Source organism: Alkalinema sp. FACHB-956 (assembly GCF_014697025.1).
Taxonomy (GTDB): Bacteria; Cyanobacteriota; Cyanobacteriia; order Leptolyngbyales; family Leptolyngbyaceae; genus Alkalinema.
Map to the genome: position 1 here is coordinate 21,228 of NZ_JACJRC010000043.1, position 13,750 is coordinate 34,977.

A 13,750-nucleotide genomic window follows, 5' to 3' on the forward strand; every position below is an offset into this window, starting at 1 on the left:
AAGTGACGGCAAACAGTGAAATGCACGAGCCACTAAAACCTTGGAGGTCAACCTAACATGATTGCTCAACTGGAAACAAAACGCTACAGCACTGATGAATATTTAGAACTCGAAATTGTAGCTGACATTCGCAATGAGTATCGCAACGGAGACATTATTCCTATGAATGGTGGAACACCCAACCATAATGATATTGCTGGTAATTTGTATATCCTATTGAAGTCCACCTTAAAGGGAAAAAAGTACCGAACATTCTATGCCGATCAACGGCTTTGGATTCCTTCAGTGACTGTCTACACCTACCCGGATGTAATGGTTGTTCCCCAACCGATCGAACTCCAAACCGGACGAAAAGATACCGTTGTCAATCCCTGTTTTATTGCGGAGGTATTATCTAAATCCACACAGAACTACGATCGTAGTGAGAAATTCATTGCCTATCGCAGCATTCCTACATTCCAGGAATATTTACTCATTGATCAATACCGCATCCACGTCGAGCATCATGTTAAAACTGCCCCGCATCAGTGGTTGTTTTCTGAATACGACGATCCAAACGCAACCCTCCCTTTGAGCAGTTTTGAGTTCCAAATTCAAATTGCCGATCTCTACGAAAGCATTGAATTTGAAGCCTAGTCAATAATTTGTAAACGATAGAATCCCAATCCTCAGACCCTGAGAGGAATCAGTCGATCGAAATGAATCCAGCAAAATTCGTCGCGATCGCAAACCCTTATTCCCAATGAATCATCAAATAGCTATCAACCGATATTGCATAGCAACGGTAAGAGCAACGTCACAAAGTAATAGACTAACGGTGCTGTGAATACATAGCTATCAGTGCGATCAAGAATCCCCCCGTGGCCGGGAATCAACGCGCCAGAATCCTTCACCCCCGCATCCCGCTTCATCAAGGATTCCGTCAGGTCACCCAACAGGCTGGAAACCGCAATCAGCAAGCCAAACGACGCCCCAGACACCACGAAAAAGGGCCAGTGCAGCACCCATGCTCCCACGATCGCAATGCCTAGGCTACCTGCAAATCCGAATACTGCTCCTTCCACCGTTTTCTTAGGACTGATATCCGAGAGCCGCGTCCGACCCAGGATCCGACCAAACACATAGGCTCCAATATCCGCAGCCCAAATGCAGAAAAAGGCCAGAACAATGTGGCTAAGCCCCTGGGGAACCCCTTGCATCGTCACGGTTTTCCAAGACGTAATCCAGAAGCCATCTAAGGGCAAATTACTGAAATCAAGTTGCTGGAGTGCCCGCAAGCGAATCCAAAAACTGGGCAGATATCCCCCATAGAACAATCCCAAAACCGAAGCCGCAATGTCTGCAATGCTGGCCATCTTGGTTTGGAACAATAGGTAGAAGCAAATGAAGGTTCCAGCGATCGGGAACAGCGCGTCTGCCAGCGACGGATTGACATTCGACAAAACCAGTAACACTTGGCTGACAATCAATGTGGTTTTGATGGCCGGTGCCAACCCCTTAGCCTTGGCAAGCTGAAAATATTCCAACTGACCCAGCAATACAATGAGACAGAAGCCCGCCGTAAAATACCAGCCCCCCAACAGCAACATTACCAAAGCCAGGGGAATCGCCACCAAGCTACTGCCAATGCGCGCCCAAGGTAGTCCTGCCATTCCCTCAACGATCCATTTCATACTCCGATTAGCTGAGAGGACAAGACCGTCTTGAATCCGCCGTAAAACCGAGTCATTCACCACAGATAAAAACCACAAGTAAAAAAAGGTTAAGAAGGTTAAGAACTACTCTGCATCACTTTAACGGATTGAACCTGCAAAGAGAAGCATAAATTAAGAATTCCACAGAGGAGAGCCACGAAATCCCCGCTGACGATTTCCCCAATGGCTCCTCTACCAATCTAACTTTTCTCCACTCAGAACAAAGATCGGATCAACCGCTGCAAAGGTTTGGCCACTGCCTCGTTTTTCCAGGCGATTAATCGACGATTGCACAACTTCGATATTGCGCACTTGCAGTTCCGCAAAACTTTCCGAAATTTGATACAGGCTTTCTAAGCTCGTGGCAATGGCAACCATGCGGCCTTCCGGCGCAAGGCGTTGCCAGAGGGCGGCTAGCAATAACTTGATGGGTCGTCCCCCCTCTAGGCAAATGCGATCGGGATTGGGCGCTAGGTCTGTTAAACAATCGGGCGCATTCCCTTCAATAATGTCAACATTGGCCACACCAAAGCGATCGCAATTACGGCGGATCAAGCTAGCGACTTCTTCATCCCGTTCCACCGCGACAATTTTCCCCTGAGGGCACAGTAAGCCCGCTTCTACGGGAATCGTGCCCGTCCCTGCCCCAATATCCCACAGCACTGAGTCCACCTTGAGCCGCAAATGAGACAGCAGCAACAACCGAATTTCCCGTTGACTCAGGGGGATTCCTGGCAAGCTCTCAAACAACTCATCGGGAATACCGGGGGTGACGTAGGGCCAGAGGGGAGCAGCCATGGTAATAGCAACCAATAAAAGGAATCAGAGGAAACGCGATAACTGACTAAGCCCCTACAACTGCCTAGGGATCTACATAGCCTCAGGCTCTGCAAGCAGCTAAGGCTCTGCAAGCAGCTAAGGCCCTGCAAATACGGCAGATTCGATATCTTTGCGGCTCAGGGAATATTTGAACGATCGCTGCACATCCCGACCATCCTCTCCCGCATTGAGGTAGCGGATCGTCAGTTGTTCCGTATCAAGCCACAGTTCTGCCTGCCAAGCATCTCGCTGGATCGTCCAACAATGGAGAGAATCCCGATCTTGCTCGCAGCCGTGACCTTGTAACCATGCTTCAATCTGGGGCAAAGGATGGTTATACAGAGGGGTATCTGCAGAGGGCAAATCCAGCATAGGAGGTTTGGGTGAATGCTTCTTAAACCAGTCAAACATGAGCAAGAGGTGGATGACAAAGTCAAAATGGATCGGTAATTCCCATCTCCCCATTTACCCAAGGGTATGGTGGGTTGTGGAGGGGGAAGACACCAAAAACGAAGTTACAGAACCGTCAGATTCAGATACAGCAAGCGTAACAGGAGAAGGGTCTCCCAGGGAAACGGCCATTGGAGACCTCAGCACCTGGAATAGGGCGGCACGGGGCGGGGACTGGGTTAAACCCACCACCACCGCTAGCAAAATGCAGCCAATCAGCGTGACCCCCAAAATAAACAGTGCAAACAGTTCACCAGCCGATAGGGGGCGATCGTCGGGATCCAGGTAGGAAGACGCTAAGGGATCGTACTGGGAGGGCGGTTCATACAACTTGGGCAGAGGCCGAATCACCGCGACCCGCGCATAGCCAATCGTGTGATCGTAAGCTAGGCGACGTTCAGGACTGCTTAAGGTGGCGTATGCTTCATTCAGTTCCTGAAAGGCTTGCTTGGCGATCGCGGGCGGTAGTTGCGTCGTATCGGGATGGTACAGCTTACTTAGGTCGCGGTAGGCCCGACGAATGGCAATTACCGATGCGGCGGGATGGAGTCCCAGGCGATCGTAGTAGGTAGCCTCTTTCCAATTCTGGGCGGGTAGCTGGCTCGGTTGGCTCGAATTCTGCGTCATAAATTCTGCATCCCAACGGCAATAGTCAACCAACGGCAATATTAACCAACAGCAATATTAACCAACAGCAATGTCAATGGGCAGTCCTCCCCATTATCTAGAGCCGGGGCAAAAATCTGCAAGACTTAACCCAACCCCAACCTGAAAATTACCTAACCTTGAGGTTCAGCCGATAGAGTGCGGAAGTTAGCCTCTTCACATGTTCAATGGTTTTTGCCATGATGCAATCCTCAACCCTCGGTTCAACGGACGCCAAACAGCTTCGCCAACTTCTGGAAAATCAATATCAAGGTTCCAGCCTCAAAACCTTCAAACGAGGTCAGACAATTCCTTTATTACCGCAGGATGTGTGGGTGGTCTACCGGGGGGTTGTTCAGCTGGTGACCCTTTACCCCAGCGGCGATGAAGCGGTTTTGGGCTTTGCAGTGCCACTCATGCCCTTTGGGATGCCCCTCACCATCACGCAGCCCTACCAAGCGATCGCACTGACAGATGTGGATCTCATGCGATTGCAAATGACCGACATTGAACAGTCCCCAGCGCTGACCCAATGCTTGCTGCAACAAATGCACCGTCGCCTGCAACAAACGGAAGCCCTGCTCGCCTTGGCGAGTTATCGCCGCGTTGAGGAACGTTTGCTGCACCTCCTCGATCTGCTCACCCAGGAATTGGGGCAACCCAGCGAAGATGGCAACATTCGCCTCAGTGCTCGCTTGACCCACCAGCATCTTGCCAACACGATCGGAACCACCCGTGTGACCATCACCCGCCTATTGGGGCAACTCCGCGATCGGGGTTACCTCACCTTAGACGAGCATCGCCACTTGGTGATTCGCAACCGCCTCATTCAGCAGGCCATGGGGGAATCGTTCAGTGCCTAGGGCTAGGCTTGGGGCGGATTTCTGCTTGCAGAAGGACATGACCCGTGGGCAAATCACCTTAGGCAAATCACCTTAGGCAAATCACCTTAGGTAAGTGACCTTAGATCCAATGACTTGGGAGATCTCATGCCTTGGGATAAATGAGATTGGGTGGATGAGATTGGGTAAAGTTTTCTAGTAAGTAAATGTTTTCCAGCCAGAAAAAATGTTTACCCTTTAAACTCAAGATATAATTTTATCTCGACAAGTTTTCGCTATGATTCCGCTACTTTTGCTATTAATACACCTCTTAGCATGAAAGCCTTGCAATTTAGTAGAAAATTTGCCCAATTTAGTGCAAAGTTCCTGGGGAGAGTGTCATCCACCCCTCAAGAGTCATCCAACCCTCAAGAGGGGTATGGGTCACTCCTACAATCTATACCTCAGGAGACCAGCGCTTTATCCCCAATCCGCCGGTGGATAGGCCGACTTTTACAGTACAACAAACCGCTACTGCAAAACCGATTGCTACAACAGCACAACAAACCGCTACTGCACCACCGATCTTTGCTGAACCATAGACCTTTACTGCACAGAAGAGGTGTCCTCAGCCTTAGCGATTTGCTGTCCTGCCGCTAGGGGAGAGCCAGGGCCTGGCGTCAGTACCACAGCTTCAATATCTGCTAAACCTGTTTCATCGCTATCCAAGCAGGTTGCGGCTCGGTAGGAAAGATCCAGAATGCGCAGATGTTCATCGACATAAGGGCCGCGATCGTTAACCCGTACCACGACGCTTTTGCCGTTTTTGCGATTGGTAACTTTCAAAAACGTATCAAAGGGCAAATCACGGTGGGCTACGGTGAGATCGAACTGGTTATACACTTCACCGGTGGCGGTAATCCGACCATGGAAGTAGGGGCCATACCAAGAAGCAACCCCATCTAAAACCTTGGGGGTTTCCTGCAACCCATAGATCTCAATTTGAGCCTGGGCTAAGTCCAAGGGATTTTGTCCAAGAGCCGCTCGTAAATTGTTAATCCAGTCGATCGCTAACAGTTCAGCGTTCCAGCCTAGCCTGTGGGCTAAGTCAGGAGAAATGCGGAAGATTTCCTGGTTCTCAATTTTGCCAACAAAGTCTTTGCCGTCTAAAACTGGTTTGAGTTGACTGAGATTCAGGGAGAGGGGTTGTAGTTGTTGGCTCAGGCGTTGGGCAAAGCTTTCCGCTTGGCCACGATCGGGGAAAATCGCCACCCGGCATCCTTTCACCCAAACATGGTAGAAACTTGGATCGGTAGGATTTGTTCCAAAGGATTTGGTGGGTTGAGAACAATTCCACAGGTGTTGGCGTAATTCTCTAAAAGAGACCCCTGCAATTAATTGCTCCGAATCCCGTGCTGAAACCACCACCACTGGGGGAAAAATTGCGTTCCAGTCTGCGGCCAAATCTTGAACATTCCCCACGAATCCTTGCATGGTCTGGAACAAGACTCCTCCAATCATCGGATCCTGACTGGCTGAGTTAACAGCAGATTGAGAATCTTGGGGTTGTACAGACGGAGCAGACGCTTCTGCGGGCGTAGTTGGGGAAATGGCCACTGCAGCAGGATGGGCTTGAGTTTCTGGCGTAAAGAAAAAATGTTCTACACGGGTCACCCACGCTAAGTTAGTCTCCTGGTTGGACAAGTTTTTCCCAGAAGTGGGCGTAGGGGAAGCCACAGCCGCAGCCGCAGACAATGGGTAGGTTAACCAGTGGCCTAAGCCATGCATAACCTGGAAAGCGATGAAATCTTGGGAATCTTCTTCCCCCAGACTTTTCTCCTTGCTTGAATGAGACAGGTCAGGAAGAGAAGGTGGATTTTGACTGGGCAACATTTGCCCTACGGAAAGCAGGACGGTTGCCAGGGAAATCCCCCATGCTAAACGAGATATACGCATGTGTCACTAGAGCAAAATGTAAGATGCACTACAATTTTCCACATTAAGATCGTAAAGATCATGTGAAGTAAATATATCTATCTAAGGGGAAGTATTTAGATAGATAAAGATGACCTTTTCGGGTGAAATCGACCACTTACTTCACAAAAATGGACAAAATTGATTGTGCTAATGAACAATGCGTAGATGCTAATCCCTGAGAATCAATGGCCTTGCAATGGCCTAAAACAGTGGTTTAGATAGCAATTGAGTCATTTCTAAAACAGTTTACCTAAATCTTTGCAAAAACTACACAAAAAGTAAAAAATATCCTGATATCACTAGCGTCATAGCGAAGAAATTAGATTGCATCTAAACAGCATTTATCTTGGGGCATTGCTGCACCCAGCCCCCTCTCGACAAGGCTCTCCTTCAGGCTTTAAGGTGGCGAGGTACTGCTTGGGAGATTACAATGCCGTCCTTGCCCTTCGTGATTGTTGATGTTTTTTCAGAGCAGAAATACGCTGGCAACCAGCTTGCTGTTTTCCTAGCCGATGATTCACTTTCATCTGATGCGATGCAGCAAATCGCCCGCGAAGTTAATTTTTCGGAAACCACCTTTGTGCTTTCTCCCCTCCCCCGATCGGGCGGGTATGACGTCAGAATTTTTACTCCCACCGCAGAACTGCCCTTTGCAGGCCACCCCACCTTGGGCACGGCCTATGTGATTCAGCAAAAGTTGTTGCAAAGGGTCGTCCCAGAAGTGGTGCTGAATCTGGCGGTCGGGCAAATTCCCGTGCGCCTGAGCTATGGCACAGAGCAGAATCCAAGCGATCGACCGGAGATTCTCTGGATGCGGCAAAATCCACCGGAATTCGCTGAAAAAAGGACCATTGCAGAGCTTACAGCCGTTTTGGGGTTGGCCGCCAGTGACTTCGACGATCGCTATCCCATTCAAACCGTGTCCACAGGACTCCCCTTCTTGATCGTCCCCTTAAAAACCTTGGATGCCCTCCAACGGATCCGAATTAATCGCGATCGCTACCAAGCACTGGTTCAAGAAGACATTCCTGCCATCTTTGTTTTCTGTCCAGAAACGCGCAATTCTGCCCATCAGTTCAGCGCCAGAATGTTTGCTGAAGCTTGGGGCATTCCCGAAGATCCCGCAACAGGCAGCGCCAATGGTTGCTTTGCAGGCTATTTGGCTCACTACCGCTATCTAGGGAGCGATCGGGTAGCGGTTCAGGTAGAACAGGGATATGAAATGGGCCGACCCGCGTTGCTGTATTTACAAGCCGATCGATCGCAGGATCGGATCGAGGTCTTGGTCGGGGGACAGGTGATCCTAGTGGCCCAAGGGGAATTTGTTTAATGGGATCTGTGGTAGCACATGTCTAACCCAGCGAATGTCTAGCCCAGCAAACGGATAGTTTATGCAGGATTTGCAGCAACGCTTACTCAATCACCTCTTGGAAATTGTGCGGGAGCGGGATCCGTATTTAGCGCCCCAAGGACATTTTTACGTGCAACAGTATGTCAAGTCACAATTGGCCCAGTGGGGAACCGTGGAAACCCATGAATTCACCTTTAACGTTCGTCAGCATCGGAATTTGATTTTGAATTTGCCCGATCGAACTGGTAAGTTTAACCGACCTCCCATTTTGATTGGAGCCCATTATGATGGCGTTCCAGGGTCTCCGGGGGCTGATGACAATGCCAGTGGGGTTGCAGTGCTCTTAGAATTGGCACGATTGTTTGCTGAACAGCCTGCTCGCTATCCCATTCAACTCATTGCCTTTGATGTGGAAGAATATGGCTTAGTCGGTAGCCGAGACTACGCAGATACCTTGTTACAGCAACGTCAAAAAATTCGGTTAATGCTATCGCTAGAAATGCTGGGATATTGCAAACAGGAACGGGGAACACAACAGTATCCCCAACCATTACAGAAGTTCTATCCCGATCGTGGCAACTTCATTGGGCTGATTGGTAACATTCCAACCTTATTCGATATGTTGTGGTTAAAACAGGCGCTGCAAGCGGCAGGCGTGCCCACCCAATGGTTGCCTGCGGGCTGGAAGGGCCATATCGTGCGGGCAACCCGAGCCAGCGATCACGCCCCCTTTTGGGATAACAATTACCGCGCCATTATGGTGACAGATACCGCCTTTATGCGCAACCCTCATTACCATTTACCGAGCGATCGCCTGGAAACTTTAGATTTACAATTCATGACTCACATTTGCCAAGGACTCGCCCAGGGGTTACAAAAACTATATTAAAGCTATTGTCCTCAGTCTATAGATTGTTATGATTCCTGAATTTCTCTCTGGATTGTACATTTCTGTATCGTACAACTTGCCACATCTGGCGTGACTCAGCAGAAGTCGCTAGCAATTTACATCGAATTTCAGACTACTATACATTGAAGGAATCAGCATGTTGTAAAGAGTATCATTTAACGCCGTGGAAGGGTCCTTGAATGCATCAACCATTGGCCTGCAAAAGGTCGATCAAGCCCGCAAGCGCTTAGGGTGGAATCGGCAATCGATCGTGTGGGCCCAGGCGGCACTGACCTCCGTTGCGACTCTCAAACAATTTTGGCGCGGAGAAAGAATTAGCCGTGAAAATTTTATTCAAATTTGTCAGGCAGTCGGTATTGAAGATTGGCTCAGCATTGCGGAAGAGGTCATCAATGCAGCCCAGAATGCAGCCCAGTTTGACGATTTAAGGAACCCACTCCCCCCCCAAGGCACACTGTCTTTCCCTGCGAATCAAATTGATTGGGGCGAAGCTCCAGAAATCACTAGCTTTATCGGTCGAGAGGAGGATTTAAACACCCTCCAAACCTGGGTGGAAAACCGTTGTAAATTAATTGCCATTTTGGGCATGGGGGGCATTGGAAAAACCACGATCGCCGTTCGGCTGGCGGAAACGTTGCAAGACCAATTTGATCTTGTTATTTGGCGATCGTTGCGGAATGCGCCAACGTTATCGGACATTTTGAATGATATTTTACAGGGGATTGGTGAGGCGGAAGCAACCCATCTCAATCACTTTATTAATCAGTTTCTACAACTTTTACGCAATCAACGCTGTCTGATTATTTTGGACAATGCCGAATCTCTCCTGTCTGAAGGATCTGGTGTGGGAACTTACCATATCGGCTATGAAGTGTATGGAGAATTACTGCGGCGAGTCGGCGAAGAACGACACCAAAGTTGTCTTGTGTTAACCAGTCGAGAGCCCCCCCGAGAACTATCACGGTTGGTTAGCGAAAAGGTCAAATTACTCAACCTATCCGGATTATCCAGCGATGCAGGCAGCCAAATTCTTGCCTCCGTTGCAAATTTATCCGATGCGAATTTAACGCCGGAACAGTTCCCCGCCAATTATTCCGAAATTGTGGCGCATTACGCAGGCAATCCCCTCGCTTTGAAGATTGTTGCGGCGGGAATTCGGGATTTACTCGATCGGGATGTTGCAGCGTTTATTGAGTTATTGAACCAAGGTATTTTCCTGTTTGGTGATATTCAAGACCTGTTGGCCCGACAGTTCGATCGTCTATCCCTGAACGAACAGGAAATTTTGTATTGGTTAACGATCGTTCGAGAGCCCATTACATTGGATCGCCTCAAGACCGTTCTATTGCTACCAGAACCTAAAACTAAACTATTAGAAACGCTGGACAGTTTAAAGCGACGATCGCTCTTAGAAACCTCACTGAAGGGTTACACCTTGCAGCCCGCTGTGATGGAATATGCGCTCCGTCGTTTTCTCGATCGGGTGAGCCATGGCCTCAGAGCTTGGGTGGCCCAGACCCCACCAGCTTCTGACGCAGACTTTCATTTGCCGTGGGAATTATCCCACTTTCCCTGGTTGATGGCCACGGCACCGGAATTTGTCCGGGAAGCGCAGACCAAGTTAATTCTCGAACCCATCCTCGATCGACTCCAAGCCCATATCACCCCTTCAGAACCACTAGCTACCGTCGTTCTCAGATTATTACAGCAGTTACGAGGTCAACCCGCCCCCAAAGTTGGCTATTGTGGGGGCAGTTTAGTCAATTTACTCGGTCACGTTCAAGGCAGCCTAGCCCAGCAAGATCTCTCTCACCTAATTCTTTGGCAGGTCGATCTGTGCATTCTTTCGTTACACGCCGTCGATCTTTCCTATGCCGATCTTTCCCATTCAGCATTAATTCAAACATTTAGTAACGTATTGTCAGTAGCATTTAGTCCCGATGGGAACATGCTGGTTCAGAGTGATGACAATGGGTGGGTGATTGTCTGGGATATTGCCACCCGTCAGCCCTTAGCCGCATGGCAAGCCCATCCCTATTGGATCTTTACTGTAGTCTTCAGTCCCGATGGCCGTTCGATCGCCTGTTGTAGTTTAGACGGCACCATTACGGTCTGGGATTGGCAAGCCTTCCAACAGACCCAGCCCACACGCCTATTGAATTCGGGGATTTCTAGTCATCCCAGTCCTGTTTCCAACCGTGGAAATCGGTCCTCTCGCCCTTTTCCCTCCTCCTCCCAGCAATCCCCGCAGCACCAGTTTAGTCATCACACCGCAGGCGTGAGCGAAGTCCTGTTTCATCCATCCCAGCCGTGGCTCGCCAGTTGTAGTGCCGATCAAACGATCGGACTGGTTAATCTGAAGTCCGGTGAAATGTTGGGGCAATTGACAGGCCATGGGGGAATTATTCGCACGATCGCTTGGGCGGCAGAGGGTCGGTATTTAGTCAGCGGCAGTCTAGACCAGACGCTGCGGCTATGGGATGTGGCCCGCCAAATTTGCTGTGGGCAGATCACCCTGGATGAACCCATCTACAAAATTGTGGGGTTACCCCGTGAGGTTTTAGGGGTTGAGGCCGTTGCGGTGGCGGGGGAAAGCGGCGACATTCGCATTTTCGCGTTAGATGCGATGATCGGTTCAGAATTAGAAGCGACAACAATAATAGCAACAACAACAACAACAGCTACAACAACTACAACACAACAAAAATCACCCCCCACATTACAGCCATCACTCACCCAACAGTCACCTGATCCAATTCAGCATTTAATCGGCCATGACGATCGCATTTGGGGGATGGCAATAACCCATAATGGCAAACTTATCAGCAGTAGTGACGATCGCACCGTCAAGCTTTGGAATCTCCAAACGGGACAGTGCGAAAAGACCTTCTACGGTCATCAAGCGCGGATTTGGTCTGTAGCGGCCAGTGCCCAGGGGCTGATCGTCAGTGGGGGGGACGATCGCAGCGTGCGCCTGTGGCATGGTCAGACCCATCGGCGCTTGCATCGCTTTCAGGGGTATCACAATGCTATGACGCCTGTCATTTTTGACGGTGCAGAATTGCTGACTTTCAGTACCGATCAAATTTTGCGCCGCTGGAATTTGACCCAGCCCGATCCGATTCAACAATTTCCCTTGCCCACACAATCTTCCCTACAAGCGGCTCTCACGCCCGATCGCGCCCTCATTGCCAGTGGCAATTTAGACGGAACCATTCCCCTCTGTGATGGCCGCACGGGACACCTGCGCCGCACGTTACGGGGGCATGAAGCCTGGGTGCGATATGTAGACTTTAGTCCCGATGGCCAGTGGCTGGTCAGTGCATCGGGAGATCAAACTCTGCGGCTGTGGGAGGTGGCAACGGGTAGCTGCCGTCAAGTTCTGGTGGGGCACCTGGGGCCCGTGCAAGTGGCAATCTTTGCGCCCCATGGCCGACAAATTGCGAGTAGTAGTTGGGATCACACCATTCGCCTTTGGGATCTTGAAAGTGCCAGTTGCTTACAGGTGTTAGATCCTGCCAGTGTAACGAATCGATCGCCCGATCGTGCCCAAGTGGGCCATCGCATCACCACTTTACTATTTTCCCAGGAAGGTCGTTATCTGATGGGGGCTGGAGCCCAGGCCCAGGTACAAATTTGGGATTTACAGTCCAACCCACCCACCTGTACCGTGTTACCCCATCCCGGAGCCGTGGCTTTGGCGCTGCATCCTACGCTTCCTCTGTTAGCCAGCGCCAGCCAAAACGGAACGGTGAAATTATGGGATTTGCAAACCCAGGATTGCTGCGCCACTTGGTCTACGCCAACGAGTTACCACAGTAATTTAGTGTTTAGTGAACAGGGAGAGTTTCTGGCGATCGGGGCAGACAATAGCACCTGTACCGTTTGGGCGGTGGAGGACTTGTTGACCCCATCTAGACGGCAATCGCCTTTGGTCTTGCAGGTCTATCGGCCCTATGAAAATACCCTCATTACCGGGATTCAAGGTTTAACAGAGGCGCAAACTGCGACCTTTATTGCGCTGGGGGCGATCGATCGTTCCCAAGCTGGACGCTAACGGAATGCTTGCGGGCTGAATTCTCCAGTTGGGTTCCAATTTTTCTAGCTATCCTGTTTCTGAATATATTGTTGGATGGCAGCTAAATCTGTGAACTGATCCGCCACGTTAATCAACGCATCACTCGTCATGGAGCGTAAACTGACCACTTCAACCGTAACCCCTCGATAGGTCACCGCATTAACGACGTACGCCAAATCACCATCCCCCGTCACAATCACCATCGTATCGCAGTGATCTGCCAGCATCAGCATATCGATCGCCATTTCCACATCGAGGTTGGCTTTGCGGGAACCGTCGGGAAGTTGCACCAACTCCTTGGTAACAACCCGATAGCCGTTGCGACGCATCCACAGCAGAAATCCCTGTTGCTTTTCATTGTGCCGATCGCTGCCTGTATAGAAATAGGCCCGCAGCAATCGACGACCCTGGGTCAAAAAGACCAAGAGACGAATGTAGTCAATTTCTATTTGCAACTGCATCGCAGCATAAAACAAACTGGCTCCATCAATAAAAATCGCAATGCGATCGCGGGTATTAATTAGATTGGGAGTTCTTTGGGGGCGATCGCTAAACGATTCAACAATGGGAGACAACCGAGCGTTCACCAAAGGTTCTGCGGGGTTTCCATTTGTTTCGGGGGACTGTCCTGGCTGCATTACTATTTCGAATACCTTTACTAAATTACAGAATTACTAAAAACTGAAAAGATCAAAAGAGTTAATCAATTAACTGATCCAAGAAAAGATACATCAAGCTAAACAATTCAAAGTAAAGCCAAACAAGAAAGCTCAAAAAATCTTTAATTAGAATCCATCTGCCCAATCAAACTAATTGACTCCTCAGGCATCAATTAGTTTGTATAAACAGCTTTGAATTCTGCCTCTCTTTGCCCCAATTGGGCTACCGTGTACACACAAGTCGGAATAAACTAGGAAAAAGCGTAACTACTCAGGCTTAAAAAAATAGAGAGTTTTTACAAGAATCCAGAAAAAGCAGTTAATTTAGCATTCTATTAGGGACTAG

11 protein-coding genes are annotated in these 13,750 nt (G+C 49.5%); 5 read left to right on the forward strand and 6 right to left on the reverse strand.

The annotated features are described in order from the left end of the window. Positions 1–57: 57 nt before the first annotated feature. Positions 58–636: a Uma2 family endonuclease gene (locus H6G21_RS24050; RefSeq protein ID WP_190576901.1), complete on the forward strand. Its 579-nt coding sequence runs from the start codon at positions 58–60 to the stop codon at positions 634–636. Positions 637–761: 125 nt separating this feature from the next. Here the strand turns inward: H6G21_RS24050 and H6G21_RS24055 are convergent, their stop codons facing one another. From H6G21_RS24055 to H6G21_RS24070, 4 genes are all read right to left on the reverse strand, one after another. Next, positions 762–1,652 carry a phosphatidate cytidylyltransferase gene (locus H6G21_RS24055; protein ID WP_190576903.1) on the reverse strand — a complete coding sequence of 297 codons (891 nt, stop codon included), beginning with the start codon at positions 1,650–1,652 and terminating at the stop codon, positions 762–764. 234 nt (positions 1,653–1,886) lie between these two features. Further along, positions 1,887–2,492, reverse strand: coding sequence for a precorrin-6Y C5,15-methyltransferase subunit CbiT (cbiT, locus tag H6G21_RS24060; RefSeq protein WP_190576905.1), 606 nt, complete (start codon positions 2,490–2,492; stop codon positions 1,887–1,889). 117 nt (positions 2,493–2,609) lie between these two features. After that, positions 2,610–2,882, reverse strand: a complete 273-nt coding sequence (locus H6G21_RS24065) for a DUF3143 domain-containing protein (protein WP_190576926.1) — start codon at positions 2,880–2,882, stop codon at positions 2,610–2,612. 96 nt (positions 2,883–2,978) lie between these two features. After that, entirely contained in the window at positions 2,979–3,590 is a 612-nt protein-coding gene (locus H6G21_RS24070; protein ID WP_190576907.1) for a J domain-containing protein, read from the reverse strand. Positions 3,591–3,808: 218 nt separating this feature from the next. On the opposite strand from H6G21_RS24070, the gene H6G21_RS24075 reads away from it, so the two are divergent. Further along, a complete protein-coding gene (locus H6G21_RS24075; RefSeq protein ID WP_190576909.1) occupies positions 3,809–4,471 on the forward strand; it encodes a Crp/Fnr family transcriptional regulator in 663 nt (220 codons plus the stop codon). 564 nt (positions 4,472–5,035) lie between these two features. Here H6G21_RS24075 and H6G21_RS26120 read toward each other — a convergent pair. Then, positions 5,036–6,385, reverse strand: coding sequence for a septal ring lytic transglycosylase RlpA family protein (locus H6G21_RS26120; RefSeq protein WP_277875330.1), 1,350 nt, complete (start codon positions 6,383–6,385; stop codon positions 5,036–5,038). 451 nt (positions 6,386–6,836) lie between these two features. Here H6G21_RS26120 and H6G21_RS24085 point away from each other — a divergent pair, with 451 nt between their 5' ends. The 3 genes from H6G21_RS24085 (at position 6,837) to H6G21_RS24095 (ending at position 12,724) form a co-directional block, all read left to right on the forward strand. Beyond that, positions 6,837–7,736, forward strand: coding sequence for a PhzF family phenazine biosynthesis protein (locus H6G21_RS24085; RefSeq protein WP_190576912.1), 900 nt, complete (start codon positions 6,837–6,839; stop codon positions 7,734–7,736). A 61-nt stretch (positions 7,737–7,797) separates the two neighbouring features. Then, positions 7,798–8,646, forward strand: coding sequence for a M28 family peptidase (locus tag H6G21_RS24090; RefSeq protein ID WP_190576914.1), 849 nt, complete (start codon positions 7,798–7,800; stop codon positions 8,644–8,646). 196 nt (positions 8,647–8,842) lie between these two features. Beyond that, positions 8,843–12,724 carry an NB-ARC domain-containing protein gene (locus tag H6G21_RS24095; protein WP_190576916.1) on the forward strand — a complete coding sequence of 1,294 codons (3,882 nt, stop codon included), beginning with the start codon at positions 8,843–8,845 and terminating at the stop codon, positions 12,722–12,724. A 44-nt stretch (positions 12,725–12,768) separates the two neighbouring features. Here H6G21_RS24095 and H6G21_RS24100 read toward each other — a convergent pair whose 3' ends face one another. Further along, the gene (locus H6G21_RS24100) at positions 12,769–13,383 is read right to left on the reverse strand and encodes an NYN domain-containing protein (RefSeq protein ID WP_190576917.1); all 615 of its coding nucleotides are present in this window, start codon (positions 13,381–13,383) and stop codon (positions 12,769–12,771) included. Positions 13,384–13,750 lie beyond the last annotated feature (367 nt).

Coding starts and splice junctions, on each gene's coding strand:
- H6G21_RS24070 (WP_190576907.1), bottom strand. CDS start 3,590: ATGACGCAGAATTCGAGCCAACCGAGCCAGCTACCCGCCCAGAATTGG.
- cbiT (WP_190576905.1), bottom strand. CDS start 2,492: ATGGCTGCTCCCCTCTGGCCCTACGTCACCCCCGGTATTCCCGATGAG.
- H6G21_RS24085 (WP_190576912.1), top strand. CDS start 6,837: ATGCCGTCCTTGCCCTTCGTGATTGTTGATGTTTTTTCAGAGCAGAAA.
- H6G21_RS24050 (WP_190576901.1), top strand. CDS start 58: ATGATTGCTCAACTGGAAACAAAACGCTACAGCACTGATGAATATTTA.
- H6G21_RS24075 (WP_190576909.1), top strand. CDS start 3,809: ATGATGCAATCCTCAACCCTCGGTTCAACGGACGCCAAACAGCTTCGC.
- H6G21_RS24100 (WP_190576917.1), bottom strand. CDS start 13,383: ATGCAGCCAGGACAGTCCCCCGAAACAAATGGAAACCCCGCAGAACCT.
- H6G21_RS24055 (WP_190576903.1), bottom strand. CDS start 1,652: ATGGCAGGACTACCTTGGGCGCGCATTGGCAGTAGCTTGGTGGCGATT.
- H6G21_RS26120 (WP_277875330.1), bottom strand. CDS start 6,385: ATGCGTATATCTCGTTTAGCATGGGGGATTTCCCTGGCAACCGTCCTG.
- H6G21_RS24090 (WP_190576914.1), top strand. CDS start 7,798: ATGCAGGATTTGCAGCAACGCTTACTCAATCACCTCTTGGAAATTGTG.